Source organism: Streptomyces spinoverrucosus (assembly GCF_006539505.1).
GTDB classification, from domain to species: Bacteria; Actinomycetota; Actinomycetes; order Streptomycetales; family Streptomycetaceae; genus Streptomyces; species Streptomyces spinoverrucosus.
Genome location: NZ_BJND01000015.1, coordinates 15,881 through 38,619, shown reverse-complemented (window position 1 = coordinate 38,619; position 22,739 = coordinate 15,881). Strand labels below are relative to the sequence as shown.

The following is a 22,739-nucleotide window of genomic DNA, read 5'->3' as shown; positions in this document are numbered from 1 at the left end:
GACGGGGTGCCGCCCTTCGGCGTCGTAGAGACGCGATTACTTCCGCATGACCTCGGGCTCGTGGCGGCGCAGGAAGCGGGCCACGAAGAAGCCGCAGATCACGCCGAGCGCGAGCAGGGCGACCATGTCCATGGTCCACGCGCCGACCGTGTGCTCCCACAGGGGGTCGGTGTCGCCGCCCTCCTGGGGCGGGCTGATCTTGTTGAAGTCCAGCGTGGCGCCGGCCGCGGCGACCGCCCAGCGAGACGGCATCAGATACGAGAACTGGTTGACGCCGACCGTGCCGTTCAGGGCGAACAGGCAGCCCGTGAACACGACCTGGATGATCGCGAACATGACCAGCAGCGGCATGGTCTTCTCGGCCGTCTTCACCAGCGACGAGATGATCAGGCCGAACATCATCGAGGTGAAGCCGAGCGCCATGATCGGCAGGGAGAGCTCGATCATCGTGGCGCTGCCCAGGATCAGGCCCTCCTGAGGCAGCTCCCGGCTGGAGAAGCCGATCACACCGACCAGCAGGCCCTGGAACACGGTGATCATGCCCAGCACGAACACCTTGGACATCAGGTACGCCGAGCGGGACAGGCCGGTCGCACGCTCCCGCTCGTAGATGACCCGTTCCTTGATCAGCTCACGGACCGAGTTGGCGGCACCGGCGAAGCAGGCGCCGACCGCGAGGATCAGCAGGACGGTGGTGGCCGTGCCGTTGGGGATGATCCGGCCGGTCCGCGGGTTGGCGTCGTTGGGCAGCAGGCCGTTGTCCGGCTCGATGAGCAGGCTCACCGCGCCGAGGACGGCCGGCAGGATCACCATCAGGGCGAGGAAGCCCTTGTCGGACGCGATCACCGAGACATAGCGGCGCACCAGCGTGACCCACTGGGACATCCAGCCCTGCGGCTTGGGCGGCTTCATCGCCTGCATGGCCGGCATCTGTACGGCCTGCGGGGCGACGGCGTCGATGTCCGCGGCGTACATCTGGTAGTGCTGCGAGCCCTTCCAGCGGCCCGCCCAGTCGTAGTCGCGGTAGTTCTCGAAGGCGGAGAAGACGTCGGCCCAGGTGTCGTAGCCGAAGAAGTTCAGCGCCTCCTCGGGCGGGCCGAAGTAGGCGACCGAGCCGCCCGGGGCCATCACCAGGAGCTTGTCACACAGTGCCAGCTCGGCCACGGAGTGAGTGACCACCAGGACCGTACGGCCGTCGTCGGCGAGGCCGCGCAGCAGCTGCATGACATCGCGGTCCATGCCCGGGTCGAGGCCGGAGGTCGGCTCGTCGAGGAAGATCAGCGACGGCTTGGTCAGCAGCTCCAGGGCGACGGACACGCGCTTGCGCTGGCCGCCGGACAGGGAGGTGACCTTCTTGTCCTTGTGGATGTCGAGCTTGAGCTCGCGCAGCACCTCGTCGATGCGGGCCTCGCGCTCCGCGGCCGTGGTGTCGGCGGGGAAGCGCAGCTTGGCCGCGTACTTGAGGGCCTTCTTGACGGTCAGCTCCTTGTGCAGGATGTCGTCCTGCGGGACCAGACCGATGCGCTGGCGCAGCTCGGCGAACTGCTTGTAGAGGTTGCGGTTGTCGTACAGGACCTCGCCCTGGTTGGCGGGCCGGTACCCGGTGAGCGCCTTCAGCAGGGTCGACTTGCCGGAGCCGGACGGGCCGATGACCGCGATCAGCGACTTCTCCGGGACGCCGAAGGAGACGTCCTTGAGGATCTGCTTACCGCCGTCGACCGTGACGGTCAGGTGGCGGGCGGAGAAGGACACCTCACCGGTGTCGACGAACTCCTCGAGGCGGTCGCCGACGATGCGGAACGTCGAGTGGCCGACGCCCACGATGTCGGTCGGGCCGAGCAGTTGGGAGCCGCCCTTGGCGATCGGCTGACCGTTGACGTACGTGCCGTTGTGCGAGCCGAGGTCGCGGATCTCCATGCGGCCGTCGGGCGTCGAGTGGAACTCGGCGTGGTGACGCGAGACCTGCAGGTCGGAGACGACCAGGTCGTTCTCCAGGGCACGCCCGATGCGCATCACACGGCCGAGCGCGAACTGGTGGAACGTGGTCGGGCTGCGGTCGCCGTAGACCGGTGGTGCCCCCGCCGCACCGCCGGGCACCTTCTGCGCGTGCTGCTCCGCCGGGCCCTGCTGCTGCGGGAACGGCTGGGCGGGCTGCTGCCAGCCCGCTTGAGGGGCCTGCTGCTGCGGCGCCTGCTGGGACCAGCCCGGATTCGCGCCCTGCGCGGCGAACGGCTGCTGCTGCGGCTGGGCCTGCGGCGCGACGGCGGCCGCGGCGCCGGACAGGCTCAGCTGCGGTCCGTCGGTCGCGTTGCCGAGGTTGACGGCCGAGCCGGGGCCGATCTCCAACTGATGGATCCGCTGGCCCTGCACGAACGTTCCGTTGGTGCTGCCATGGTCCTCGATGACCCAACTACGGCCGTTGAAACTGACCGTGGCGTGCCGCCAGGAGACCCTGGCGTCGTCGAACACGATGTCGCCCTGCGGATCGCGTCCGAGTGTGTAAGCCCTGGACGGGTCGAGCGTCCAGGTTTGTCCATTGGTTTGCAGTACGAGTTCCGGCACTCCATGCCCCACTGAGTTGTCCCCCGAGTTACCCCCGTCGCAGGGAGTCTAGGGATGTCGAACATCGGGGGGAACTATTTCAGGAGCGGCCCCTTGACCGAAAGTCGGGCCTTGTGAAGACCGCGTACGGGCGCGTCCCCGTGCGCCGTTGACGGGGTTGAAATCGGCCCGGAGAGTGGTAATCCCACGCGATGGGGGCATGCGCGGCGGTGACGCCGCGCCGCGGATCGGGGGGTCTGCCGTGAGCGTCGAGAAGGCCGGGTACGGCACGAGGCTGCCGTGGGTCGACATCCTGCTGTCCGCGATCGCCGCCGTGAGCTGGGCGTTGATCGGGATGGCGGGCACGGCGGCGCTCGGACTGCGGCTCCTGGAAGCGGACTCGGCCGGTTCGCTGGGGCCGATGACCGCGGCGGTGGTGGCCCTTGGGGCGGGTGGTTCGGTGACGCCGTCCGGCGATGTGTCCGCTTTCGGGCTGACCGGCGCGGAGGCCACCACGGCCGTCGAGATCACGCCATTGGGCGTGAGCCTGGTCGGCGCGCTTCTTCTGTCCTGGTTCTTCCTACGATCCCTGCGGGCGGCGGGAGTTGTGATCTCGGCCTCCGAACTCCTCGCGCGCGCGGGCGCGGTGGTCGTGCTGTTCGTGGCGACGCTGGGCGGGCTGGCGTGGGCCGGGCACGACGTCATCACCATCGACGGGGGCGCGCTCGGCCTCGACGACCTGCCCGGCGGTTCGGGCTCCGGGGGCATCGAGATTCCCGGGCTGGGTGACGTCGGGGACATCGGAGGGCTGCTGCCCGATCGGGTCGGCGACCTGATCGACGCGGAGGCGGCGGTGGGCTTCAGCGTCGACACGGCGCCCACGCTGCTCGGCGGGCTGGGCTGGGTCGCCGGGGTGCTGCTGATCGCGCTGCTGGCCTCCCGCCGCACTCCCCTGCCGCGCGGCTGGGAGGCGGTGCACCGGGTCGTACGGCCCGCCGTGTCCGCGCTGGTCACGGTGCTCCTGGTGGCGGTCGCGGCGGGGCTCGCGGCGGCAGCGTACGCGGCGATCGGCGACGACCATCCCCGGCGGATCGCGGGGGCGGCGCTGCTGGGCGCGCCGAACGGGGTGTGGCTGGGCGTTCCCATCGGCCTGTTCGTGCCCTGGCACGGGGAGGCGTCGGGGGCGCTCACCCGCTTTCTGCCGGATCCGCTGGACGACCTGCTGGTCGACTCGGACCAGCCGGTGACGCTGGGGCGGCTGGCGGAGTTGGACGGGCGGGTGTGGCTGCTGGGGGTGGCGGCGGTGGTCATGATGCTGCTGGCGGGGGTGTTGCAGGCGGTGCGCACTCCCGTGGGGGCGGGCGTGCGGGCGCCGGTGGGGGCTGGTGCTGGGGGCGTACGGGGTTCGGGTGCCCTCGGCTTTGCCGGGCGGTGTGCGCTGCGGCTGGGGGTTGTGACCGCGTTGGCGTTGCCGCTGCTCGGGTGGCTGGCGGAGGTGTCCGTGGATGCCTCGCTGTCCGTGTTGGGGTTCGACGCGTTCGGAGCGGGGGTCGAGTTGCGCGGGCACCTCGGGATGGCGCTGCTGCTGGGCGCGCTGTGGGGCGCGGGAGCGGGGGCCGCCGGGGCGCTGCTGGCGTACGCGAGTGGGGCGGCGGGGCGGCGGGTGGCTCCGCTGGCACTCAGTGACGTGGCGGTGGGGGTGCGGGGGTATGCGGGGACCTCTGGGCCGTATGTGCCGAGTACGCCGTACCGGCCGCCGAACCCTGACACCAATCCGTACCTGCGGCTGCCGGACGGGGTGCGGGAGCCGGAGGATGCTCGGCCGCCGGGTGGGGCAGCTGGAGGTGGGGATGCGCGAGGGCTCGGGAGCGAGGGCCTACGGCCGCCGGGGTGGGCGGCTGAGCATGACGGGCTGCGGGCGCCGGCACCGGCGCGTGGGCATGACGGGCTACGGCCGCCTGGGCAGGCGCGTGAGTACGACGGGTTACGGCGTCCCGGGCAGGCGCGTGAGTACGACTGGCCACGGCCTCCCGGGCAGGCGCCGGAGCACGACGGACCACAGCCGCCCGGACAGACGCCGGAGCACGACGGACCACAGCCGCCCGGGCAGACGCCTCAGCACGACGGGCCACAGCCGCCGGGGCGGGCGGCTGAGCATGAGGGGCCACGGCCACCCGGGCAGGCGCGTGAGTACGACTGGCCACGGCCGCCCGGCCAGACGCCTCAGCACGACGGGCCACAGCCGCCGGGGCGGGCGGCTGAGCATGAGGGGCCACAGCCGCCCGAACAGACGCCCGAGCACCACGGGCCGCAGCCGCCGGGGCAGGCCCCGGGTGGCGACGATGTGTACGACGCCCCGACCGTCGCCCGGCCGTTCGAGCCGCCGCCTCCGCGAGGGCCGCGGGGCACGCCGGGGGCCTCGTCGTCCGGAAGGCGGCCGTCGGGTTCCTCTTCAGCGCAGGACGGCCCGCCGCCTCCTGGGCCCCCGCCGGAGCCGCCACCTCCGAGCCCGCCACCTCCGGGGCGGCCGAAGCGTGGCCGGTGAGGCGGGTCGTGGGGCGAAGCCGTGGCCGACCTGTCAGGCGTTCGCCACCGGAGCGACATCCAGGGTTATTGAGTGTTCCGTGTCCGCCAGGCGGACCTCGGGGGCGATCGGCACTCGGTGCCGGTTACCGTGGGAACACCATGAGCGCTTCGCAGACCTCTGACGCCCCCACTCTCCTTGTCAAGATCTTCGGCAGGGACAGGCCGGGCATCACGGCCGGACTCTTCGACACCCTCGCCGCCTACTCCGTCGACGTGGTCGACATCGAGCAGGTCGTGACGCGAGGCCGGATTGTGCTGTGCGCGCTCGTGACCGAGCCGCCCCAGGGCCTGGAGGGCGAGCTGCGGGCGACCGTCCACAGCTGGGCGGAGTCGATGAGAATGCAGGCCGAGATCATCTCCGGCCACGGCGACAACCGGCCGCGCGGTCATGGCCGGTCCCTGGTGACGGTGCTCGGGCATCCGCTCACCGCCGAGGCGACGGCCGCGATCGCCGGGCGGATCACCAAGGCCGGCGGCAACATCGACCGTATCTTCCGGCTCGCCAAGTACCCGGTGACAGCGGTGGAGTTCGCGGTGTCCGGCGTGGAGACCGAGCCGCTGCGCACCGCCCTGGTGACGGACGCGGCGGCACTCGGCGTGGACGTGGCGGTCGTGGCGGCGGGACTGCACCGACGCGCTCAGCGCCTGGTCGTGATGGACGTGGACTCGACCCTCATCCAGGACGAGGTGATCGAGCTGTTCGCCGCCCATGCCGGGTGCGAGAAGGAGGTCGCCGAGGTGACGGCGGCCGCGATGCGCGGGGAACTGGACTTCGAGCAGTCGCTGCACGCACGCGTGGCGCTGCTGAAGGGGCTGGACGCGTCGGTGGTGGACAAGGTCCGCAGCGAGGTACGGCTGACGCCGGGCGCGCGCACGCTGATCCGCACGCTGAAACGACTCGGCTACCAAGTGGGCGTCGTCTCGGGCGGGTTCACCCAGGTCACCGACGACCTCAAGGAGCGGCTGGGCCTCGACTTCGCGCAGGCCAACACGCTGGAGATCGTCGACGGCAGGCTGACCGGCCGGGTCACCGGCGAGATCGTGGACCGGGCGGGCAAGGCCCGGCTGCTGCGCCGGTTCGCCGCGGAGGCGGGCGTACCGCTGTCGCAGACGGTGGCGATCGGCGACGGCGCCAATGACCTCGACATGCTGAACTCGGCGGGTCTCGGGGTCGCCTTCAACGCCAAGCCGGTGGTGCGCGAGGCGGCGCACACCGCGGTGAACGTGCCGTTCCTGGACACGGTCCTCTATCTGCTCGGGGTCACCCGCGAAGAGGTCGAGGCGGCGGACGCGCACGAGGACGACTGAGCCTTAGCCGCGCTGCTTACGAGAGGCCCGGCGCCCTGTGGTGCCGGGCCCCTGGTGTGCGCGGTGGGTCACTCGGACGGGGCCCAGTAGTCCAGCAGGGTGGCCACGCCCGGTTCCAGGGACTTCCAGGAGCCGGTGAAGGACAGCACGGCGAAGGCTGCGGCCGGGAAGCCGCGGCGGCTCAACCGCTCGCGGGCGTCGCCGTCGGCCGAGCCGGACAGCACCTCGGCGAGGCCCTGCACGCCGGGGTTGTGGCCGACCAGCAGGACGTTCTGCGCGTCGTCGGGAGTCTCGTTGAGCACGGCGATCAGCTCGCCGGGCGAGGCCTCGTAGATCCGCTCCTCGTAGACGGTCTTCGGCCGCTGGGGGAACTCATGGACGGCGAGCTTCCAGGTCTCTCGGGTCCGGGTCGCGGTGGAGCAGAGGGCCAGGTCGAAGGTGATGCCGGAGTCGGCCAGCTTGCGTCCGGCGACAGCGGCGTCCTTGCGGCCCCGCTCGGCGAGCGGCCGCTCGTGGTCGTTCACCTGTGGCCAGTCGGCTTTCGCATGCCGGAAGAGGACAATCCTGCGGGGTTCAGCGACGCTCATGAGATCCAGCTTCGCATGAAAACAGGCCATGGGGCGCAGGGAGTTGACGGGCGGCTTGGGGCGTGCTCAGCGCGATATCAGCTGATGGGCGCGCTCGACGAGGTGGGCGATCGCCGGCTCGCCGCTCGCCGCGTGGGCCTCGGAGGGGTTCAGAATCAGCGCCAGCAGGACGACGAAGGCGAGCGTCGGCAGGGCGAGGGCCCACCAGGGCAGGCGGCTGTCGACACGGCCCGTGGTCGCCGGGCGGGGCCGGGTGTGCGTGCTGGCCGACATGCTGCCTCCGTGGGTCGTCCTCGACGGTGATGGCCCGCGTCCTGTGGCCACATTTCGAAGCTACGGAATCAAGAGCCGCCAACCCATCCGGTGATCCACCCACTTGACCCTGACCCTCGCCCCCTAGGGGATGGTGGGGCTAGCCCCACCATGGCCCGCAGGGCAGCGGGGAAGCCGTCACGGCGCGGCGATGGACGCGATGATGGCGATGATCACGAAGATGGCGAGGAACGAGCCGAAGACGAGCAGCATCTTCTTCTGGCCGTTGCGGGGGTTCGGGTCGAGCACTGGCATACGGCAAGTCTCGCACTCCGCGCCCGCGCCGGATCCGCGGGGGTCAGCGAGCCGCCTCGTCCTCCACCGTGCGGTTGCGGCCCGCCAGCAGGCCCACCGCCATCTGGGGGACCATCAGCGCGGCCATCAGCGCGAGCGGCAGGCCCCAGCCGCCGCTGTGCTGGTAGAGGACGCCCACCAGCAGGGGCCCGGGGATGGAGATCAGATACCCGGTGCTCTGCGCGAACGCCGACAGCTGGGCGACGCCCGCGCCGGTGCGCGCCCGCATCCCGACCATCGTGAGGGCCAGTGGGAAGGCGCAGTTGGAGACGCCGAGCAGCACGGCCCAGGCCCAGGCGCCCCCGGCCGGCGCGAGGTACAGCCCGGCGTATCCGGCGAGTCCGCAGACGCCCAGCGCGAGCGCGATCGGGCCCTGCTGGGGCAGCCGGGTGGCCAGGCGCGGGATGACGAAGGCCAGCGGCACGCCCATCACCATGGTGACGGCGAGGAGCAGTCCGGCCGTGCCCGCGGGGACGCCCGCGTCGCGGAAGATCTGCGGCATCCAGCCCATCGTGATGTACGCGGCGGTGGCCTGGAGCCCGAAGAAGACGGCGAGCGCCCAGGCGGTACGGCTCCGGGTGATCCGCAGCGCGGGAGCCGAGGCGGCCTCCCCGCGGGCGTGCGGCTCACGTCCGGACGTCTGTGCGGCGGAGGCCGGGCCCTCGCCCCGTACGCCCCCTCGGTCCCGTACGAACGGAAGCCACGGCAGCACGGCCGCGGCCGCCAGCGCCGCCCATACGGCGAGGCCCGACTGCCAACTGCCGCCCAGCGCCTCGGTCATGGGCACGGTCACCGCGGCCGCGAGGGAGGTGCCGAGGGCGAGCGCCATCGAGTACAGGCCGGTCATGGAGCCGACCCGGTCCGGGAACCAGCGCTTGACGATGACCGGCATCAGCACGTTGCTGACCGCGATGCCCATCAGGGCGAGGGCGCTGGCGGCCAGGAACCCGGCCGTGCCGCCCGTGTACGGCCGTATGAGCAGACCCGCGGTGATGGCCGCCATGCCGGCGCAGACCACCGCGCCCGCACCGAAGCGGCGGGCCAGTCGCGGTGCCATGACGCCGAAGACGGCGAAGCAGAGCGGCGGCACGGAGGTGAGCAGTCCGGCCACGCTGCCGCTCATGCCGAGCCCGTCGCGGACCTCCTCCAGGAGCGCGCCGAGGCTGGTGATGGCGGGGCGGAGGTTCAGGGCGGACAGCACGATGCCGACGACGACCAGGCGCGTGGTCCACGCGCGCGCGGGTGACGTCCCGGCCGCCGTACGGCTCCACGCGCGCGTGGGCGAGGCTTCCGTCGCGTTCCGGGGCTCGTCCGTGGCCGAGCTGCGTATGTCGGGGTGGTGCTGCGTCCGGGTTTCCTCGCTTGCCATGCTGCCCATCATAGAATCATGGGATGATTGGTTGTCCATCCCGGTGCGGTCCGCAGTCGGCGTTCCCGTGCGAAGGTGTGCCATGCCTTTGAGCCATCCCCGCCGTTCGGCACTGTCCGAACAGGTCATCGCCGAGCTGCGCAACCAGATCGCGTCGGGTGAGTGGCCGGTCGGTTCCCGCATCCCGACGGAGCCCGAGCTGGTCGAGCAGCTCGGGGTCGCCCGCAACACGGTCCGTGAGGCCGTCCGGGCGCTGGCGCACAACGGCCTGCTGGACATCCGCCAGGGCTCCGGCACGTACGTCGTGGCCACCAGCGAGCTGGCCGGCGTGATGCACCGCCGGTTCGCCGGCGCCGACCCCCGGCACATCGCCGAGCTGCGCTCCACGCTGGAGTCGGCCGCCGCGAAGCTGGCCGCCGAGCGGCGCACCGAGAAGGACCTCAAGCAGCTCGACGCGCTGCTGCTGCGGCGGGAGGAGGCCTGGGAGTCGGGTGACGCGGAGGCATTCGTCGCGGCGGACGCCACCTTCCACCTGGCCGTCGTGGCCGCCTCCCACAACGACGTGATGACCGCGATGCACGCCGACCTGGGCGAGGTGCTGCGGGACTGGCTGCGCGAGGACATCGGCGAGGAGCTGACCCCCGAGACGTACATGGACCACGGCCGGCTGCTGGACGCCATCCGCGCGGGCGACGCCGGGACGGCGGCGACGGAGGCGGCGAGCTATCCGTTCCAGTGCCGCCCTGGCCGGATCAGCTCCCCCGGTTCTGGTGGCTGATCCACGCCGAGCGGACTTCCTTCCAGCAGCGGCCGGTCAGGCGCACGGTCATCGCGGGCTCGGTGTCCACGGGCGCGCTGTCGGTGTCCAGGTCCCACCACCGGTCGCACTCGATGTGCAGGCGGACGCGGTCGACGTCCACATAGGGGTTGTGGCAGTGGGCGACCACATGGGAGCCCTCGATCCGGGTGCGGCACGCCGCGCCGAACGGCGGCGGAGCCTTCGCATCCCCAGCCTCCACGCGCGCGTGCGGCAGCGCGTCGTACGGCGCGGACAGGACGAGAGCCACGGCGACGGTCACTGAGGCCAGGCAGCGGTACAGGCGCACAAGGGGGACCTCCTCGGCCGTGCTGGGGAGGGACGCGTAGTGAACGCGTACTCCAGGGTGCCCAGTCGCCCCCCGCCCCGCCCGGCCGGATAGGCCGAACGGGGGACACGCCAAGGGCCCGCACCCAGCCGGATGCGGGCCCTTGATCAGCTGTGATCAGGTGATCAGGCGATCACCGGGATCAGGTGACCGATCGATCACCGGGTGATCGATCGGTCAGGCGCCGATGGCGTGCAGACCGCCGTCCACGTGGATGATCTCGCCCGTGGTCTTCGGGAACCAGTCGCTCAGCAGGGCGACGACACCGCGGCCGGCCGGCTCCGGGTCCTTGAGGTCCCACTCCAGCGGGGAGCGGCTGTCCCACACGGAGGCCAGCTCGCCGAAGCCCGGGATGGACTTGGCGGCCATGGAGCCGAGCGGGCCCGCCGAGATGAGGTTGCAGCGGATGTTCTGCTTGCCGAGGTCCCGCGCCATGTAGCGGTTGGTCGCCTCCAGGGCGGCCTTGGCGGGGCCCATCCAGTCGTACTGCGGCCAGGCGAACTGGGCGTCGAAGGTGAGACCTACGACCGAGCCGCCGTTCTGCATCAGCGGCAGGCAAGCCATGGTCAGCGACTTGAGGGAGAACGCCGAGACGTGCATGGCCGTGGCGACCGACTCGAACGGCGTGTTGAGGAAGTTGCCGCCGAGCGCGTCCTGCGGCGCGAAGCCGATGGAGTGCACGACGCCGTCCAGACCGCCGAGCTCCTCGCCGACGACGTCGGCCAGGCGCCCGAGGTGCTCGTCGTTGGTGACATCGAGCTCGATGACCTTGGTGGGCTTGGGGAGCTTCTTGGCGATGCGCTCGGTCAGCGTGGGCCGCGGGAACGCGGTGAGGATGACCTCGGCGCCCTGCTCCTGGGCCAGCTTCGCGGCGTGGAAGGCGATGGAGGCCTCCGTCAGCACACCGGTGATCAGGACGCGCTTGCCCTCGAGAATTCCGCTCATGGTGATCAGTGACCCATTCCCAGTCCGCCGTCTACGGGGATGACGGCTCCAGTGATGTACGAGGCGTCGTCCGAGGCGAGGAACCGCACCGTCGCGGCGATCTCCCCGGGCTGCGCGTACCGGCCGAGCGGCACCTGCGACACGATGTTCGCGCGCTGCTCGTCGGTCAGCGCCTGCGTCATGTCGGTGTCGACGAAGCCCGGCGCGACGACGTTGAAGGTGATGTTGCGCGAGCCCAGCTCACGGGCGAGGGAGCGCGCGAAGCCGACCAGCGCGGCCTTGGAGGCGGCGTAGTTCGCCTGACCCGCCGAGCCGAGCAGCCCGACCACCGACGAGATCAGGACGACCCGGCCCTTCTTGGCACGCAGCATGCCGCGGTTGGCGCGCTTGACGACCCGGAAGGTGCCGGTGAGGTTGGTGTCGATGACCGAGGTGAAGTCGTCCTCGGACATCCGCATCAGGAGCTGGTCCTTGGTGATCCCGGCGTTGGCGATCAGGACCTCGACGGGGCCGTGCTCGGCCTCGATCTCCTTGTAGGCCTGCTCCACCTGTTCGGGGTCGGTGATGTCGCACTTGACGGCGAGGCAGCCCAATTCCGCCAGGGCGGCCGGCGGCTCACCCGAGCGGTAAGTGATCGCGACCTTGTCGCCGGCGTCGGCGAAAGCGCGGGCGATGGCGAGGCCGATGCCCCGGTTGCCTCCGGTGACGAGAACCGAGCGGCTCAACGGATCACCCTTTCGATAGCGGTCTGGTACCCCCGCCCGAACACCTGGATGACAGGCGGCTTCACCGAAAACCTATCGGTCCGCCCACGCCACAGGACATTCGGGCACCGACAGTGGCGCGGGGGCGCCACTGTCGAATCCCTACAGAAAGTCGCGTACGGCGGACTGAAACATGTGGTCCGCGGGACCGCTCCCGCGACATGATCGGACCCGACAGGCGACGACAGCAGGGAGACCCTCGGTGCCTCATACCATCGACGAAGCCTTCACGGCGCTTCCGCTACGCGCCCTGGCCGACGCCGCGCTCGCACGCGCGCGGGCGCTGGGGGCGGAGCATGCCGACTTCCGGTTGGAGCGGGTGCGCAGCGCGTCCTGGCGGCTCAGGGACGGCAAGCCGTCCGGGTCGTCGGACACCACCGACCTCGGGTACGCGGTGCGGGTCGTGCACGGCGGGACCTGGGGGTTCGCGTCCGGTGTGGACCTGACCATGGACGCGGCCGCGCGGGTGGCGAGCCAGGCCGTGGCGATGGCGAAGCTGTCCGCGCAGGTGATCAAGGCGGCCGGGTCGGACGAGCGAGTGGAGCTGGCCGACGAGCCGGTGCATGCCGACAAGACGTGGATCTCGTCGTACGAGATCGATCCGTTCACCGTGCCCGACGAGGAGAAGTCGGGGCTCCTGGCCGAGTGGAGCGAGCGGCTGCTCGCCGCCGACGGGGTCGACCATGTGGACGCCTCGCTGCTCACCGTGCACGAGAACAAGTTCTACGCCGACACCGCCGGGACCGTGACCACACAGCAGCGCGTACGGCTGCACCCTCAGCTGACCGCGGTGTCGGTCGACGAGTCGACCGGGGAGTTCGACTCCATGCGCACCATCGCACCGCCCGTCGGACGCGGCTGGGAGTACCTCACGGGCACCGGCTGGGACTGGGACGCCGAACTCGCCCAGCTGCCCGATCTGCTCGCCGAGAAGATGCGCGCGCCGAGCGTGGAGCCCGGCCTGTACGACCTCGTCGTCGACCCGTCCAACCTGTGGCTGACCATCCACGAGTCCATCGGGCACGCCACCGAACTGGACCGCGCGCTCGGCTACGAGGCCGCCTACGCCGGCACCTCCTTCGCCACCTTCGACCAGCTCGGCAAGCTGAAGTACGGCTCGCAGCTGATGAACGTCACCGGCGACCGCACCGCCGAGCACGGCCTCGCCACCATCGGGTACGACGACGAGGGCGTGCAGGCGCAGTCCTGGGACCTCGTCAAGGACGGCACCCTCGTCGGCTATCAGCTCGACCGCAGGATCGCCCGGCTGACCGGGTTCGAGCGGTCCAACGGGTGCGCCTACGCCGACTCCCCCGCGCATGTGCCGGTGCAGCGGATGGCCAATGTGTCATTGCAGCCGGATCCGGCCGGGATGTCGACCGAGGACCTCATCGGGGGTGTGGAGCGGGGCATCTACGTCGTCGGTGACCGGTCCTGGTCGATCGACATGCAGCGCTACAACTTCCAGTTCACCGGGCAGCGTTTCTTCCGGATCGAGAACGGGCGGCTCGCGGGGCAGCTGCGGGACGTCGCCTACCAGGCGACGACGACCGACTTCTGGGGCTCCATGGCGGCCGTCGGCGGTCCCCAGACGTATGTCCTCGGCGGCGCCTTCAACTGCGGCAAGGCCCAGCCGGGCCAGGTGGCGGCCGTGTCGCACGGCTGCCCTTCGGCCCTCTTCAGGGGCGTCAACATTCTGAACACCACCCAGGAGGCCGGTCGATGAGCGCCCCCAACCACAAGCCGCACGAGATCGTCGAGCGGGCCCTGGAGCTGTCCCGGGCCGACGGCTGTGTCGTGATCGCCGACGAGCATTCGACCGCCAACCTGCGCTGGGCGGGCAACGCGCTGACCACGAACGGCGTCACGCGCGGGCGGACGCTCACCGTCGTGGCGACCGTCGACGGCAAGGAGGGCACGGCGTCGGGTGTCGTGTCGCGGTCCGCGGTGACCGTGGATGAGCTGGAACCCCTGGTGCGGGCCGCGGAGGCCGCCGCGCGGGGCGCCGGGCCCGCCGAGGACGCGCAGCCGCTGGTGACGGGCGTGCCGGAGTCGCCCGACTTCACGGACACGCCCGCCGAGACCTCGTCCGCCGTGTTCGCCGACTTCGCGCCGGCGCTGGGTGAGGCGTTCGCACGCGCGCGTGCGGGCGGCCGCGAGCTGTACGGCTTCGCCAACCACGAGATGACCTCCAGCTACCTCGGTACGTCGGCGGGGCTGCGGCTGCGGCACGACCAGCCGAACGGGACGCTGGAACTGAACGCCAAGTCGCCCGACAGGACCCGCTCGGCGTGGGCCGGCCGGTCGACACGGGACTTCAAGGACGTCGACCCGGCGGCGCTGGACGCCGAGCTGGCCGTACGCCTGGGCTGGGCCGAGCGGCGCGTGGAGCTGCCCGCCGGGCGGTACGAGACGCTGCTGCCGCCGACCGCGGTCGCGGACCTGCTGATCTACCAGATGTGGTCGGCGTCGGGCCGGGACGCGGCGGAGGGCCGGACGGTGTTCTCCAAGCCGGGCGGCGGCACGCGCGTGGGTGAGCGGCTCACCGAGCTGCCGCTGACCCTGCGCAGCGACCCCAACGAGCCGGGCCTCGAGGCCGCGCCCTTCGTGCTCGCGCATTCCTCCGGGGGCGACTCGTCGGTGTTCGACAACGGTCTGCCGCTGACGCCGACGGAGTGGGTGGCCGAGGGTGAGCTGAGGCATCTGCTCACCAGTCGGCACAGCGCGGGGCTGACCGGGCTGCCGCTGGCGCCGGGGATCGACAATCTGATCCTGGAGAACGGGGGCGAGGGCCGCTCCCTGGACGAGATGGTCGCGAGCACCGAGCGCGGGCTGCTGCTGACCTGCCTGTGGTACATCCGCGAGGTCGACCCGGCGACGCTGCTGCTGACCGGCCTGACCCGGGACGGCGTCTACCTCGTCGAGAACGGGGAGGTCACCGGCGAGGTGAACAACTTCCGGTTCAACGAGTCGCCGGTCGGGCTGCTGGGCCGGGCCGTCGAGGCCGGGCGCACGGAGAAGACGCTGCCCCGGGAGTGGAGCGACTGGTTCACCAGGGCCGCGATGCCGCCGCTGCGGATCCCGGATTTCAATATGAGTTCTGTCAGTCGGGGCGTATAACCTCGTAGGCGGCGGTCACCCGACGGCCCGAAGATCATCCAAGGAGACACGAGAACCGTGACGGACATCGTCGACGAGCTCAAGTGGCGTGGGCTGTTCGCCCTCTCCACCGATGAGGAAGCACTGCGCAAGGCGCTCGCGGACGGTCCCGTCACGTTCTATTGCGGCTTCGACCCGACCGCGCCGTCCCTGCATGTGGGGCACCTGGTGCAGGTGCTCACCGTGCGCCGGCTCCAGCAGGCCGGTCACCGGCCGCTGGCGCTGGTGGGCGGCGCGACGGGCCTGATCGGCGATCCGCGCCCCACGGCGGAGCGCACGCTGAACGACCCGGAGACGGTCGCCGGCTGGGTCGAGAAGCTGCGCCGCCAGATCGAGCCGTTCCTGTCCTTCGAGGGTGAGAACGCGGCCGTGATGGTCAACAACCTCGACTGGACGGCGAACCTTTCCGCGATCGAGTTCCTGCGGGACATCGGCAAGCACTTCCGCGTCAACAAGATGCTGACGAAGGACTCCGTCGCCCGGCGCCTGGAGTCCTCCGAGGGCATCAGCTACACCGAGTTCAGCTACCAGATCCTGCAGGGCATGGACTTCCTGCAGCTCTACCGGCGCTACGGCTGCACGCTCCAGCAGGGCGGCAGCGACCAGTGGGGCAACCTCACGGCCGGTCTGGACCTGATCCACAAGCTGGAGCCGCACGCCAACGTGCACGCGCTGGCGACGCCGCTGATGACCAAGGCGGACGGCACCAAGTTCGGCAAGACCGAGGGCGGCGCCGTCTGGCTGGACCCGGAGATGACGACGCCGTACGCGTTCTACCAGTTCTGGCTGAACGTGGACGACCGGGACATCTCGACGTATATGCGGATCCTGTCCTTCAAGTCCCGTGAGGAACTGGAGGAGCTGGAGAGGCAGACGGAGGAGCGTCCGCAGGCGCGTGCGGCGCAGCGCGCGCTGGCCGAGGAGCTGACGACGCTGGTGCACGGCGCCGACCAGACGGCCGCCGTGATCGCCGCGTCGAAGGCCCTCTTCGGGCAGGGTGAGCTGGCCGAGCTGGACGAGCGGACGCTGGCGGCGGCCCTGTCCGAGGTGCCGCACATCCAGGTCGCCGAGCCGGCGCCGGTGGTGGACCTGTTCGCCGAGGTCGGCCTGGTGCCGAGCAAGTCGGCGGCACGCCGCACGGTGAAGGAGGGCGGCGCCTACGTGAACAACGCGAAGGTCGGCTCCGAGGACGCCGTTCCGGCCAAGGAGGACCTGCTGCACGGGCGCTGGCTGGTGCTGCGCCGCGGCAAGAAGAACCTGGCGGCGGTCGAGGTCACGGGCGCCTGAGCGGACGTACCGAAGTGCGAGCGGGGCGGCTCTCCCGACAGCGGAGACCGCCCCGTTCGTCGTACGTCGTGCGTCGTGCGTCGTCTCAGGCGCGTCGCTTGCCGCCCCTGAGCTGCATGTACGCCATGTCGCCCAGGAAGACGAGGATGATCGCGGCCACGAGCTGGAAGATGTGACGGCTCCAGTCGATGCCGGCCGTCTCGGCGACCCCGAAGCCCCGGGCGATGGCGTTGCCGGCGATGGCGCCGATCATGCCCAGAATGGTGGTCAGCCAGAGCGGGATGTGCTGCTTGCCCGGGATGACCGCCTTGGCGATCAGACCCAGCACGAATCCCACGATGATCGCCCACAACCAACCCATGGCTGCCTCCTCGTACGGCTCGACGTGAGCATTACACCCAGTCTCGGCCCCTCGGCCGTTCGGCGCATGTCGGGTACGGCCGTACGCGCGACGTCCGACGGCGTTCGCCCAGGCAGGAGGGGGACCCGGTCTCGTGGGCGGCGCGGCGGCGGCGTAACGTGGAGGTTGTCCGGCCCCGGTTCCGGCCGGGTGCGGAGCTGGGACGGGCCGGGGAGAATCCGAGGCGGGCGGATGGTGGAACGTGATGCGGAATAGGCATGGCGACGTCAACGGCCAGGTGTTCCGGATCACCGGAGCCCGGCAGGGCCTCCAGGAGGACGTCCGCGGCCGGCAGCGGCGGTACGTCATCTCGATGTCGGTCCGTACGCTCGCGGTGATCCTCGCAGCGACCCTGTGGAACGTCGAGCGGCATGTCGCGATCGTGGCGCTGGTGCTGGGCGCGGTACTCCCCTATATCGCGGTGGTGATCGCCAACGCCGGGCGGGAGAACGCGCCGTCGTTGCCGTCGACGTTCGTGACTGTGCCGCCTCCGCCGATGCTTGCGCCGCCGAGGGCGGACGACAGCGGTTTCACGGAATCCGTACCGGAGGACGGGGTGGGTGATCCGGCCAAGGAGCGGCCGGAGCAGAGGACCTGAGGCCTGCGGATCAAGCCTTCGTTCAGGACTATGGAAAAGCTCAGATCAATCATGTTGTTCAGGTGCCCGGCAACCGGTTACCCGTGACATACTTCGTAGGCGCTCCGCATCCCCCGTCGGAGCGACAGACCGACGCCGGGCAGCTCCCCCCGTGGCTGCTCGGCGTCGCCTTTTCTGTGCAGTGGTGAGACGAACCTGTGAGTGACGAGACCCCGATCTGCTCCGCTAAGGGCTGCCGTGCCGACGCCGTGTGGGTGCTGGCGTGGAACAACCCGAAGATTCACACGCCTGAGCGGCGCAAGACGTGGCTCGCGTGCGAGGAGCATCGCGAGCATCTTTCGCAGTTTCTCGGGGTGCGGGGGTTCTTGAAGGACGTGGTGAAGTTCGCCGACTGGCAGGAACCCGAGGCGTCCTAGCCCGCCGACGAACTCCTAGCCACCGATCGCTGACATGGGACGGTCCGGCTGCACAAAGCTCGGGTTGTCCAGGCCCGCGCCCGCCTTCTTGCCCCACATCGCCAGGCGCCAGATGCGGGCGATTTCCTCATCCGGGGCTCCCGACCGCAGCGCCGCGCGCAGGTCGGTCTCCTCCGTCGCGAACAGGCAGGTGCGTACCTGGCCGTCGGCCGTGAGGCGGGTGCGGTCGCAGGCCGAGCAGAACGGGCGGGTGACGGAGGCGATGACGCCGACGCGGTGCGGGCCGCCGTCGACCAGCCAGCGCTCCGCCGGGGCCGAGCCACGGGCCTCGTCGCCCTCGGGGCTGAGGTCGAAGCGGGTGCGCAGGGAGGTCAGGATGTCCCCGGCCGTGATCATGCCGTCGCGCTTCCAGCCGTGCTGGGCGTCCAGGGGCATCTGCTCGATGAAGCGCAGCTCGTAGTCGTGCTCCACCGCCCAGGCGAGAAGGTCGGGGGCCTCGTCGTCGTTCAGGCCCGGCATCAGGACCGAGTTGACCTTGACCGGGGTCAGGCCCGCCTCGCGGGCGGCGTGCAGGCCCTCGATGACGTCCTTGTGGCGGTCCCGGCGGGTGAGGGCCTTGAACACATCGGGGCGGAGGGTGTCCAGGGAGACGTTGACCCGGTCCAGGCCCGCCGCCTTCAGGGCCGCCGCCGTGCGCTTGAGGCCGATGCCGTTCGTTGTCAGCGACATCTGAGGGCGCGGCTCAAGGGCCGCGACGCGCTCGACAATGCCGACCAGGCCGGGGCGCAGCAGGGGCTCGCCGCCGGTGAACCGGACCTCCTCGATGCCCAGGGTGGTGACCGCTATGTCGATCAGCCGCACGATCTCGTCGTCCGTGAGCAGGTCGGGCTTGGCCAGCCACTGCAGGCCTTCCTCGGGCATGCAGTACGTGCAGCGCAGATTGCAGCGGTCGGTCAGCGAGACCCTCAGGTCGGTGGCCTGCCGGCCGTAGGTGTCGATGAGCACGTGGCCCCCTCCCTCGTGGCGGATCACACGCAGCGGAGCACATCTTTCTCCGGATTTCTCCGGAGCACTTCTTTCTCCGACATCTGCGAGCCTACGTGACCCCACTGACAACGACTAAGGCCCGATCCCACGACGTAAGACGCGGCCGCTTCAGGGGGCGTGCTCAGTGGGCGCCGGTGCCGGTCAGGGACCGGACCTCCAGCTCGGCGTACTTGCCGGTGTCCGGCTCCTCCTTGGACAGGATGGTGCCGAGCCAGCCCATCAGGAAGCCGAACGGGATGGAGATGATGCCCGGGTTCTTCAGCGGGAACCAGGCGAAGTCGACATTGGGGAACATCGCCTTGGGGTCGCCGGAGACGACGGGCGAGAACAGCACCAGGCCGACGGCGACGATCAGACCGCCGTAGATCGACCACAGCGCGCCCTGGGTGGTGAACCGCTTCCAGAACAGGCTGTAGAGGATCGTCGGCAGGTTGGCGGACGCGGCGACCGCGAACGCCAGGGCCACCAGACCGGCCACGTTGAGGTCGCGGGCGAGGGCGCCCAGGGCGATGGAGACGATGCCGATGAAGACGGTCGCCCAGCGGGCCGCCCGGACCTCCTCTTCGCCGGTGGCCTGCCCCTTGCGGATGACGTTGGCGTAGATGTCGTGCGCGAAGGACGAGGACGAGGCGAGGGTGAGACCGGCGACCACGGCGAGGATCGTCGCGAAGGCCACCGCGGAGATCGTGGCCAGCAGGATCGCGCCCCAGGCCGAGTCGATGCCGCCGAGGTGCAGGGCGAGCAGGGGCGCCGCCGTGTTGCCGGACGGGTTCGACGCGATGATCTCGTCCTGGGAGATCAGCGCGGCGGCGCCGAAGCCGAGGGCGATGGTCATCAGGTAGAAGGCGCCGATGATGCCGATCGCCCAGTTCACGGACTTCCGGGCGGCCTTGGCGTTGGGCACCGTGTAGAAGCGGATCAGGATGTGCGGCAGACCGGCGGTGCCGAGCACCAGGGCGATGCCGAGGGAGATGAAGTCCAGCTTGGAGGTGCCGGTGGCGCCGTACTGCAGGCCGGGCTCCAGGAAGGCGGCGCCCTTGCCGCTGTTCTCGGCGGCGGTGCCGAGCAGGTCGGAGATGTTGAAGTTGAACTTCAGCAACACCAGGAAGGTGATCAGGATCGTGCCGCCGATGAGCAGCACGGCCTTGACCATCTGGACCCAAGTGGTGCCCTTCATACCGCCGATGGAGACGTACACGATCATCAGGATGCCGACGAGGGCGACGATGAGGACCTTGCCGAAGTCCGACGTGATGCCGAGCAGCAGCGAGACCAGGACACCGGCGCCCGCCATCTGGGCCAGCAGGTAGAAGATCGACACGACGATCGTGGAAGTGCCGGCCGCGGTACGGACCGGGCGCTGGCGCATGCGGTAGGCGAGAACGTCACCCATGGTGTAGCGGCCGGAGTTCCTGAGCGGCTCGGCCACCAGGAGCAGGGCGACCAGCCAGGCGACCAGGAAGCCGATGGAGTACAGGAAACCGTCGTATCCGAAGAGGGCGATCGCGCCCGCGATGCCGAGGAACGACGCGGCCGACATGTAGTCGCCGGAGACCGCGAGCCCGTTCTGGAAGGCGCTGAACTGGCGCCCACCGGCGTAGAAGTCGGCCGCGCTCTTGGTCTGGCGGCCCGCCCAAACCGTGATGAAAAGGGTCGCGACGACGAACAGTGCGAACAGCGTGATGATGAGCGGGCGGTGCTCGCTGGCCTCGTTGGCCGCGAGAACGGTGTGCTGTACGGGGCTCATGCGCGGCCCTCCATCTGGGACTTGATGGCCTCGGCCTTGGGGTCGAGCTTCGCGGCGGCGTGCCGCGAGTACCACCAGGCGATGAGGAACGTGGTGACGAACTGGGCGATACCGAAGACAAAGGCGACGTTGACATTGCCGAAGAGCTTGCTGCCCATGAAGCCGCCCGCGTAGTTGGACAGCAGGACGTACAGCAGGTACCAGGCGATGAAGCCGACGGTCAGCGGGAAGGCAAAGGAGCGGTAGGAGCGGCGCAGTTCACCGAACTCCGCGCTGTTCTGCACCTCGACGAACTCCTCGGTCGAGGGGAGTCGATGTTCTGTGTTCGAGGGGGGCGGTGCGTCGGTGGCCACGGAGTCTCCTCGCGTTGCGGATGCGGTGCTGATGGTAGTGATGTGGATCACGGGAACCGGGCGGCGATGTTAGTGGCTGGGTGCGTGATCCGACAGGGGGCTCGATCGTGCTCGGGCTCCCTGTTCAACGTCACGGCGCCGCGCGTGGACCGGTTCAACCGCTCTGAGTTCTTTCAGAAGTCATCGCCGGAAAACTCCGAAGTCATCGCCGGAAGTGATTGCTGGCCAGCGAGGTCGAGGGATAGCTTCACCCTGCACCACCCGTCATGTACCTGCCCGAGCACCACCTGTGCCTCGGGCCGGTTTCTTTTTCCGGATGATGTGGAGACCCCATGGCTCATCTGCGTTCCAGACGCCGGCTCGCTCTCGCCGTGCCCGTCGTGCTGTCGCTGACCGCCTCGCTCGGCTTCCTGCCTGCGGCCGCCTCGGCCGCCCCGCACGCGGATTCCGCCGCCCAGTCCGCGGACGCGCCCAATCTGGCGTACGTCGTCAACACCAAGACGGACCGTCACACGATCGCGTCGGTGCGGAAGGCCATCGCCGCGGCCGGCGGCACGGTCGTGACCACGTACGAGAAGATCGGCGTGATCGTCGTGCACTCGGCGAATCCGGACTTCGGCGCGCAGATACGCAAGGCCCGTGGCGTGCAGTCGGCGGGTGCCACGCGCACCGCTCCGCTGGTCGCCGCGGGGACGACGGACCAGGACGCGGCCGACTACCTGACCGCCGCGGAGGCCGCGAAGGTCGAGGCGGCCGCCACGGCCGGGAGCGAGCCCCTCGAAGCCGACCAGTGGGACCTGCGGGCGATCGGCGCCGACAAGGCCGCGCAGATCAACCCGGGCAGCCGCAAGGTCACCGTCGCCGTGATCGACACCGGCGTCGACGACACCCACCCCGACCTCGCCCCGAACTTCTCCGCGGGCCAGTCCGCCAACTGTGTCGGCGGCGTCGCGGACACCAGCGAGGGGGCCTGGCGGCCGTACACCGCGGAGGACTACCACGGCACGCATGTCGCCGGTGAGATAGCCGCGGCCCGCAACGACATCGGCGTCGCCGGCGTGGCGCCGGGTGTGAAGGTCTCCAGCATCAAGGTGAGCGACCCGCACAACGGGCTCTTCTACCCGGAGAGCGTGGTGTGCGCGTTCGTGTTCGCGGCCGATCACGGCGTCGAGATCACGAACAACAGCTACTACGTCGACCCGTGGCTGTACAACTGCATGGACGACCCGGACCAGCGGGCGATTGTCGACGCGGTCAACCGGGCCCAGCTGTACGCCCAGAAGAAGGGCACCCTGCACCTGGCGTCGGCAGGCAACTCCAACCACGACCTGGACGCGGACGCCATCGTCGACGACAGCAGCCCCGACGACTCCACCCCGGTCGAGCGCACCATCGACCCGCACGAGTGCTTCGACGTGCCGACGCAGCTCCCGGGGATCGTCACCGTCAGCGCCACGGGCGTGCAGAACCTCAAGTCGTACTACTCCTCGTACGGCAAGGGCGTCGTCGACGTGGCGGCGCCGGGCGGCGACCGGCTCTACCAGATCCCGGACACGCCGTCGAAGAACGGCCGCATCCTGTCGACCATGCCGAACAACCAGTACGCCTTCCTGCAGGGCACCTCGATGGCCTCGCCGCACGCGGCGGGCGTCGCCGCGCTGCTGAAGTCCGAGCACCCGTGGGCGAGCCCGGCACAGCTCCAGTGGCTGCTCAAGGCGCAGGCGGACAAGACGGCCTGCCCCGAGTCGTACGACCAGAACGGTGACGGTACGCAGGACGCGGTGTGCGAGGGCGGCACACGCGTCAACGGCTTCTACGGACACGGCATCGTCAACGCGCTGCGCGCGGTCAAATAGTCGCTCACGCCGCGGCGCGGCCGCA

The 22,739-nt window shown here is 70.4% G+C and carries 20 protein-coding genes and 1 pseudogene; 9 read left to right on the top strand and 12 right to left on the bottom strand.

The window, feature by feature from the left end; translation table 11 throughout:
- Positions 1–36: 36 nt before the first annotated feature.
- Complete coding sequence (locus SSP24_RS10115; protein WP_141309139.1) at positions 37–2,574, bottom strand: ABC transporter ATP-binding protein/permease; 2,538 nt, start codon at positions 2,572–2,574, stop codon at positions 37–39.
- 187 nt (positions 2,575–2,761) lie between these two features.
- Here SSP24_RS10115 and SSP24_RS10110 point away from each other — a divergent pair.
- A pseudogene (locus SSP24_RS10110) lies at positions 2,762–4,660 on the top strand (streptophobe family protein); the annotation flags it as partial.
- A 566-nt stretch (positions 4,661–5,226) separates the two neighbouring features.
- The gene (gene serB, locus SSP24_RS10105) at positions 5,227–6,435 is read left to right on the top strand and encodes a phosphoserine phosphatase SerB (RefSeq protein WP_141309135.1); all 1,209 of its coding nucleotides are present in this window, start codon (positions 5,227–5,229) and stop codon (positions 6,433–6,435) included.
- A 68-nt stretch (positions 6,436–6,503) separates the two neighbouring features.
- Here serB and SSP24_RS10100 read toward each other — a convergent pair whose 3' ends face one another.
- The 4 genes from SSP24_RS10100 to SSP24_RS10085 all read right to left on the bottom strand — a co-directional run bounded on the left by SSP24_RS10100 (position 6,504) and on the right by SSP24_RS10085 (position 8,997).
- Positions 6,504–7,022 (bottom strand): SixA phosphatase family protein, encoded by a 519-nt coding sequence (locus tag SSP24_RS10100; RefSeq protein WP_141309133.1) that lies wholly within the window; start codon positions 7,020–7,022, stop codon positions 6,504–6,506.
- A gap of 66 nt (positions 7,023–7,088) precedes the next feature.
- Entirely contained in the window at positions 7,089–7,295 is a 207-nt protein-coding gene (locus tag SSP24_RS10095; RefSeq protein ID WP_141309131.1) for a hypothetical protein, read from the bottom strand.
- Positions 7,296–7,472: 177 nt separating this feature from the next.
- On the bottom strand, positions 7,473–7,589 hold the full coding sequence (locus tag SSP24_RS44880) for an SGM_5486 family transporter-associated protein (protein WP_141309129.1): 117 nt from the start codon (positions 7,587–7,589) through the stop codon (positions 7,473–7,475).
- 43 nt (positions 7,590–7,632) lie between these two features.
- Positions 7,633–8,997 carry a CynX/NimT family MFS transporter gene (locus SSP24_RS10085; RefSeq protein WP_373306657.1) on the bottom strand — a complete coding sequence of 455 codons (1,365 nt, stop codon included), beginning with the start codon at positions 8,995–8,997 and terminating at the stop codon, positions 7,633–7,635.
- Between the two features lie 82 nt (positions 8,998–9,079).
- Here SSP24_RS10085 and SSP24_RS10080 point away from each other — a divergent pair, with 82 nt between their 5' ends.
- A complete protein-coding gene (locus SSP24_RS10080; protein ID WP_141309124.1) occupies positions 9,080–9,775 on the top strand; it encodes a FadR/GntR family transcriptional regulator in 696 nt (231 codons plus the stop codon).
- Here the strand turns inward: SSP24_RS10080 and SSP24_RS10075 are convergent.
- The 3 genes from SSP24_RS10075 to fabG all read right to left on the bottom strand — a co-directional run bounded on the left by SSP24_RS10075 (position 9,750) and on the right by fabG (position 11,812).
- Positions 9,750–10,103 carry a hypothetical protein gene (locus SSP24_RS10075; protein ID WP_141309122.1) on the bottom strand — a complete coding sequence of 118 codons (354 nt, stop codon included), beginning with the start codon at positions 10,101–10,103 and terminating at the stop codon, positions 9,750–9,752. The genes SSP24_RS10080 and SSP24_RS10075 overlap by 26 nt on opposite strands.
- Positions 10,104–10,319: 216 nt before the next feature.
- On the bottom strand, positions 10,320–11,087 hold the full coding sequence (fabI, locus tag SSP24_RS10070; RefSeq protein ID WP_141309120.1) for an enoyl-ACP reductase FabI: 768 nt from the start codon (positions 11,085–11,087) through the stop codon (positions 10,320–10,322).
- Positions 11,088–11,092: 5 nt separating this feature from the next.
- Entirely contained in the window at positions 11,093–11,812 is a 720-nt protein-coding gene (gene fabG, locus SSP24_RS10065) for a 3-oxoacyl-[acyl-carrier-protein] reductase (RefSeq protein ID WP_141309118.1), read from the bottom strand.
- A 241-nt stretch (positions 11,813–12,053) separates the two neighbouring features.
- Here fabG and SSP24_RS10060 point away from each other — a divergent pair, with 241 nt between their 5' ends.
- From SSP24_RS10060 to tyrS, 3 genes are read left to right on the top strand one after another with little or no spacing between them, the layout of a single operon-like run.
- A complete protein-coding gene (locus tag SSP24_RS10060) occupies positions 12,054–13,577 on the top strand; it encodes a TldD/PmbA family protein (RefSeq protein WP_141309116.1) in 1,524 nt (507 codons plus the stop codon).
- On the top strand, positions 13,574–14,971 hold the full coding sequence (locus SSP24_RS10055) for a metallopeptidase TldD-related protein (protein ID WP_141309114.1): 1,398 nt from the start codon (positions 13,574–13,576) through the stop codon (positions 14,969–14,971). The genes SSP24_RS10060 and SSP24_RS10055 overlap by 4 nt, the downstream gene beginning before the upstream one ends.
- A gap of 57 nt (positions 14,972–15,028) precedes the next feature.
- Positions 15,029–16,297, top strand: a complete 1,269-nt coding sequence (tyrS, locus tag SSP24_RS10050) for a tyrosine--tRNA ligase (RefSeq protein ID WP_141309112.1) — start codon at positions 15,029–15,031, stop codon at positions 16,295–16,297.
- Between the two features lie 85 nt (positions 16,298–16,382).
- Here the strand turns inward: tyrS and SSP24_RS10045 are convergent, their stop codons facing one another.
- Positions 16,383–16,658, bottom strand: a complete 276-nt coding sequence (locus tag SSP24_RS10045) for a GlsB/YeaQ/YmgE family stress response membrane protein (RefSeq protein ID WP_141309110.1) — start codon at positions 16,656–16,658, stop codon at positions 16,383–16,385.
- A gap of 244 nt (positions 16,659–16,902) precedes the next feature.
- Here SSP24_RS10045 and SSP24_RS10040 point away from each other — a divergent pair, with 244 nt between their 5' ends.
- Positions 16,903–17,295 (top strand): DUF3099 domain-containing protein, encoded by a 393-nt coding sequence (locus SSP24_RS10040; protein WP_141309108.1) that lies wholly within the window; start codon positions 16,903–16,905, stop codon positions 17,293–17,295.
- 197 nt (positions 17,296–17,492) lie between these two features.
- The gene (locus SSP24_RS10035) at positions 17,493–17,711 is read left to right on the top strand and encodes a hypothetical protein (RefSeq protein WP_141309106.1); all 219 of its coding nucleotides are present in this window, start codon (positions 17,493–17,495) and stop codon (positions 17,709–17,711) included.
- 15 nt (positions 17,712–17,726) lie between these two features.
- On the opposite strand, the gene moaA is transcribed toward SSP24_RS10035, so the two are convergent.
- The 3 genes from moaA to SSP24_RS10020 form a co-directional block, all read right to left on the bottom strand.
- Positions 17,727–18,716 carry a GTP 3',8-cyclase MoaA gene (moaA, locus tag SSP24_RS10030; protein WP_141309103.1) on the bottom strand — a complete coding sequence of 330 codons (990 nt, stop codon included), beginning with the start codon at positions 18,714–18,716 and terminating at the stop codon, positions 17,727–17,729.
- Between the two features lie 163 nt (positions 18,717–18,879).
- Positions 18,880–20,505 carry a monocarboxylic acid transporter gene (locus SSP24_RS10025; RefSeq protein WP_141309101.1) on the bottom strand — a complete coding sequence of 542 codons (1,626 nt, stop codon included), beginning with the start codon at positions 20,503–20,505 and terminating at the stop codon, positions 18,880–18,882.
- Positions 20,502–20,858 (bottom strand): DUF485 domain-containing protein, encoded by a 357-nt coding sequence (locus SSP24_RS10020; RefSeq protein ID WP_141309099.1) that lies wholly within the window; start codon positions 20,856–20,858, stop codon positions 20,502–20,504. Before SSP24_RS10020 ends, SSP24_RS10025 begins: the two co-directional genes overlap by 4 nt.
- 332 nt (positions 20,859–21,190) lie before the next feature.
- Between SSP24_RS10020 and SSP24_RS10015 the strand changes: the two genes are divergently transcribed.
- A complete protein-coding gene (locus tag SSP24_RS10015) occupies positions 21,191–22,714 on the top strand; it encodes a S8 family peptidase (RefSeq protein ID WP_141309097.1) in 1,524 nt (507 codons plus the stop codon).
- Positions 22,715–22,739 lie beyond the last annotated feature (25 nt).

What these genes read in the sequence shown, in the direction of transcription:
- SSP24_RS10045 (WP_141309110.1), bottom strand. Translation starts at nt 16,658, where the DNA reads ATGGGTTGGTTGTGGGCGATCATCGTGGGATTCGTGCTGGGTCTGATC.
- SSP24_RS10015 (WP_141309097.1), top strand. Translation starts at nt 21,191, where the DNA reads ATGGCTCATCTGCGTTCCAGACGCCGGCTCGCTCTCGCCGTGCCCGTC.
- SSP24_RS10085 (WP_373306657.1), bottom strand. Translation starts at nt 8,997, where the DNA reads ATGGCAAGCGAGGAAACCCGGACGCAGCACCACCCCGACATACGCAGC.
- SSP24_RS10080 (WP_141309124.1), top strand. Translation starts at nt 9,080, where the DNA reads ATGCCTTTGAGCCATCCCCGCCGTTCGGCACTGTCCGAACAGGTCATC.
- fabI (WP_141309120.1), bottom strand. Translation starts at nt 11,087, where the DNA reads ATGAGCGGAATTCTCGAGGGCAAGCGCGTCCTGATCACCGGTGTGCTG.
- SSP24_RS10055 (WP_141309114.1), top strand. Translation starts at nt 13,574, where the DNA reads ATGAGCGCCCCCAACCACAAGCCGCACGAGATCGTCGAGCGGGCCCTG.
- SSP24_RS10100 (WP_141309133.1), bottom strand. Translation starts at nt 7,022, where the DNA reads ATGAGCGTCGCTGAACCCCGCAGGATTGTCCTCTTCCGGCATGCGAAA.
- SSP24_RS10040 (WP_141309108.1), top strand. Translation starts at nt 16,903, where the DNA reads ATGCGGAATAGGCATGGCGACGTCAACGGCCAGGTGTTCCGGATCACC.
- SSP24_RS10025 (WP_141309101.1), bottom strand. Translation starts at nt 20,505, where the DNA reads ATGAGCCCCGTACAGCACACCGTTCTCGCGGCCAACGAGGCCAGCGAG.
- serB (WP_141309135.1), top strand. Translation starts at nt 5,227, where the DNA reads ATGAGCGCTTCGCAGACCTCTGACGCCCCCACTCTCCTTGTCAAGATC.
- SSP24_RS10095 (WP_141309131.1), bottom strand. Translation starts at nt 7,295, where the DNA reads ATGTCGGCCAGCACGCACACCCGGCCCCGCCCGGCGACCACGGGCCGT.
- SSP24_RS44880 (WP_141309129.1), bottom strand. Translation starts at nt 7,589, where the DNA reads ATGCCAGTGCTCGACCCGAACCCCCGCAACGGCCAGAAGAAGATGCTG.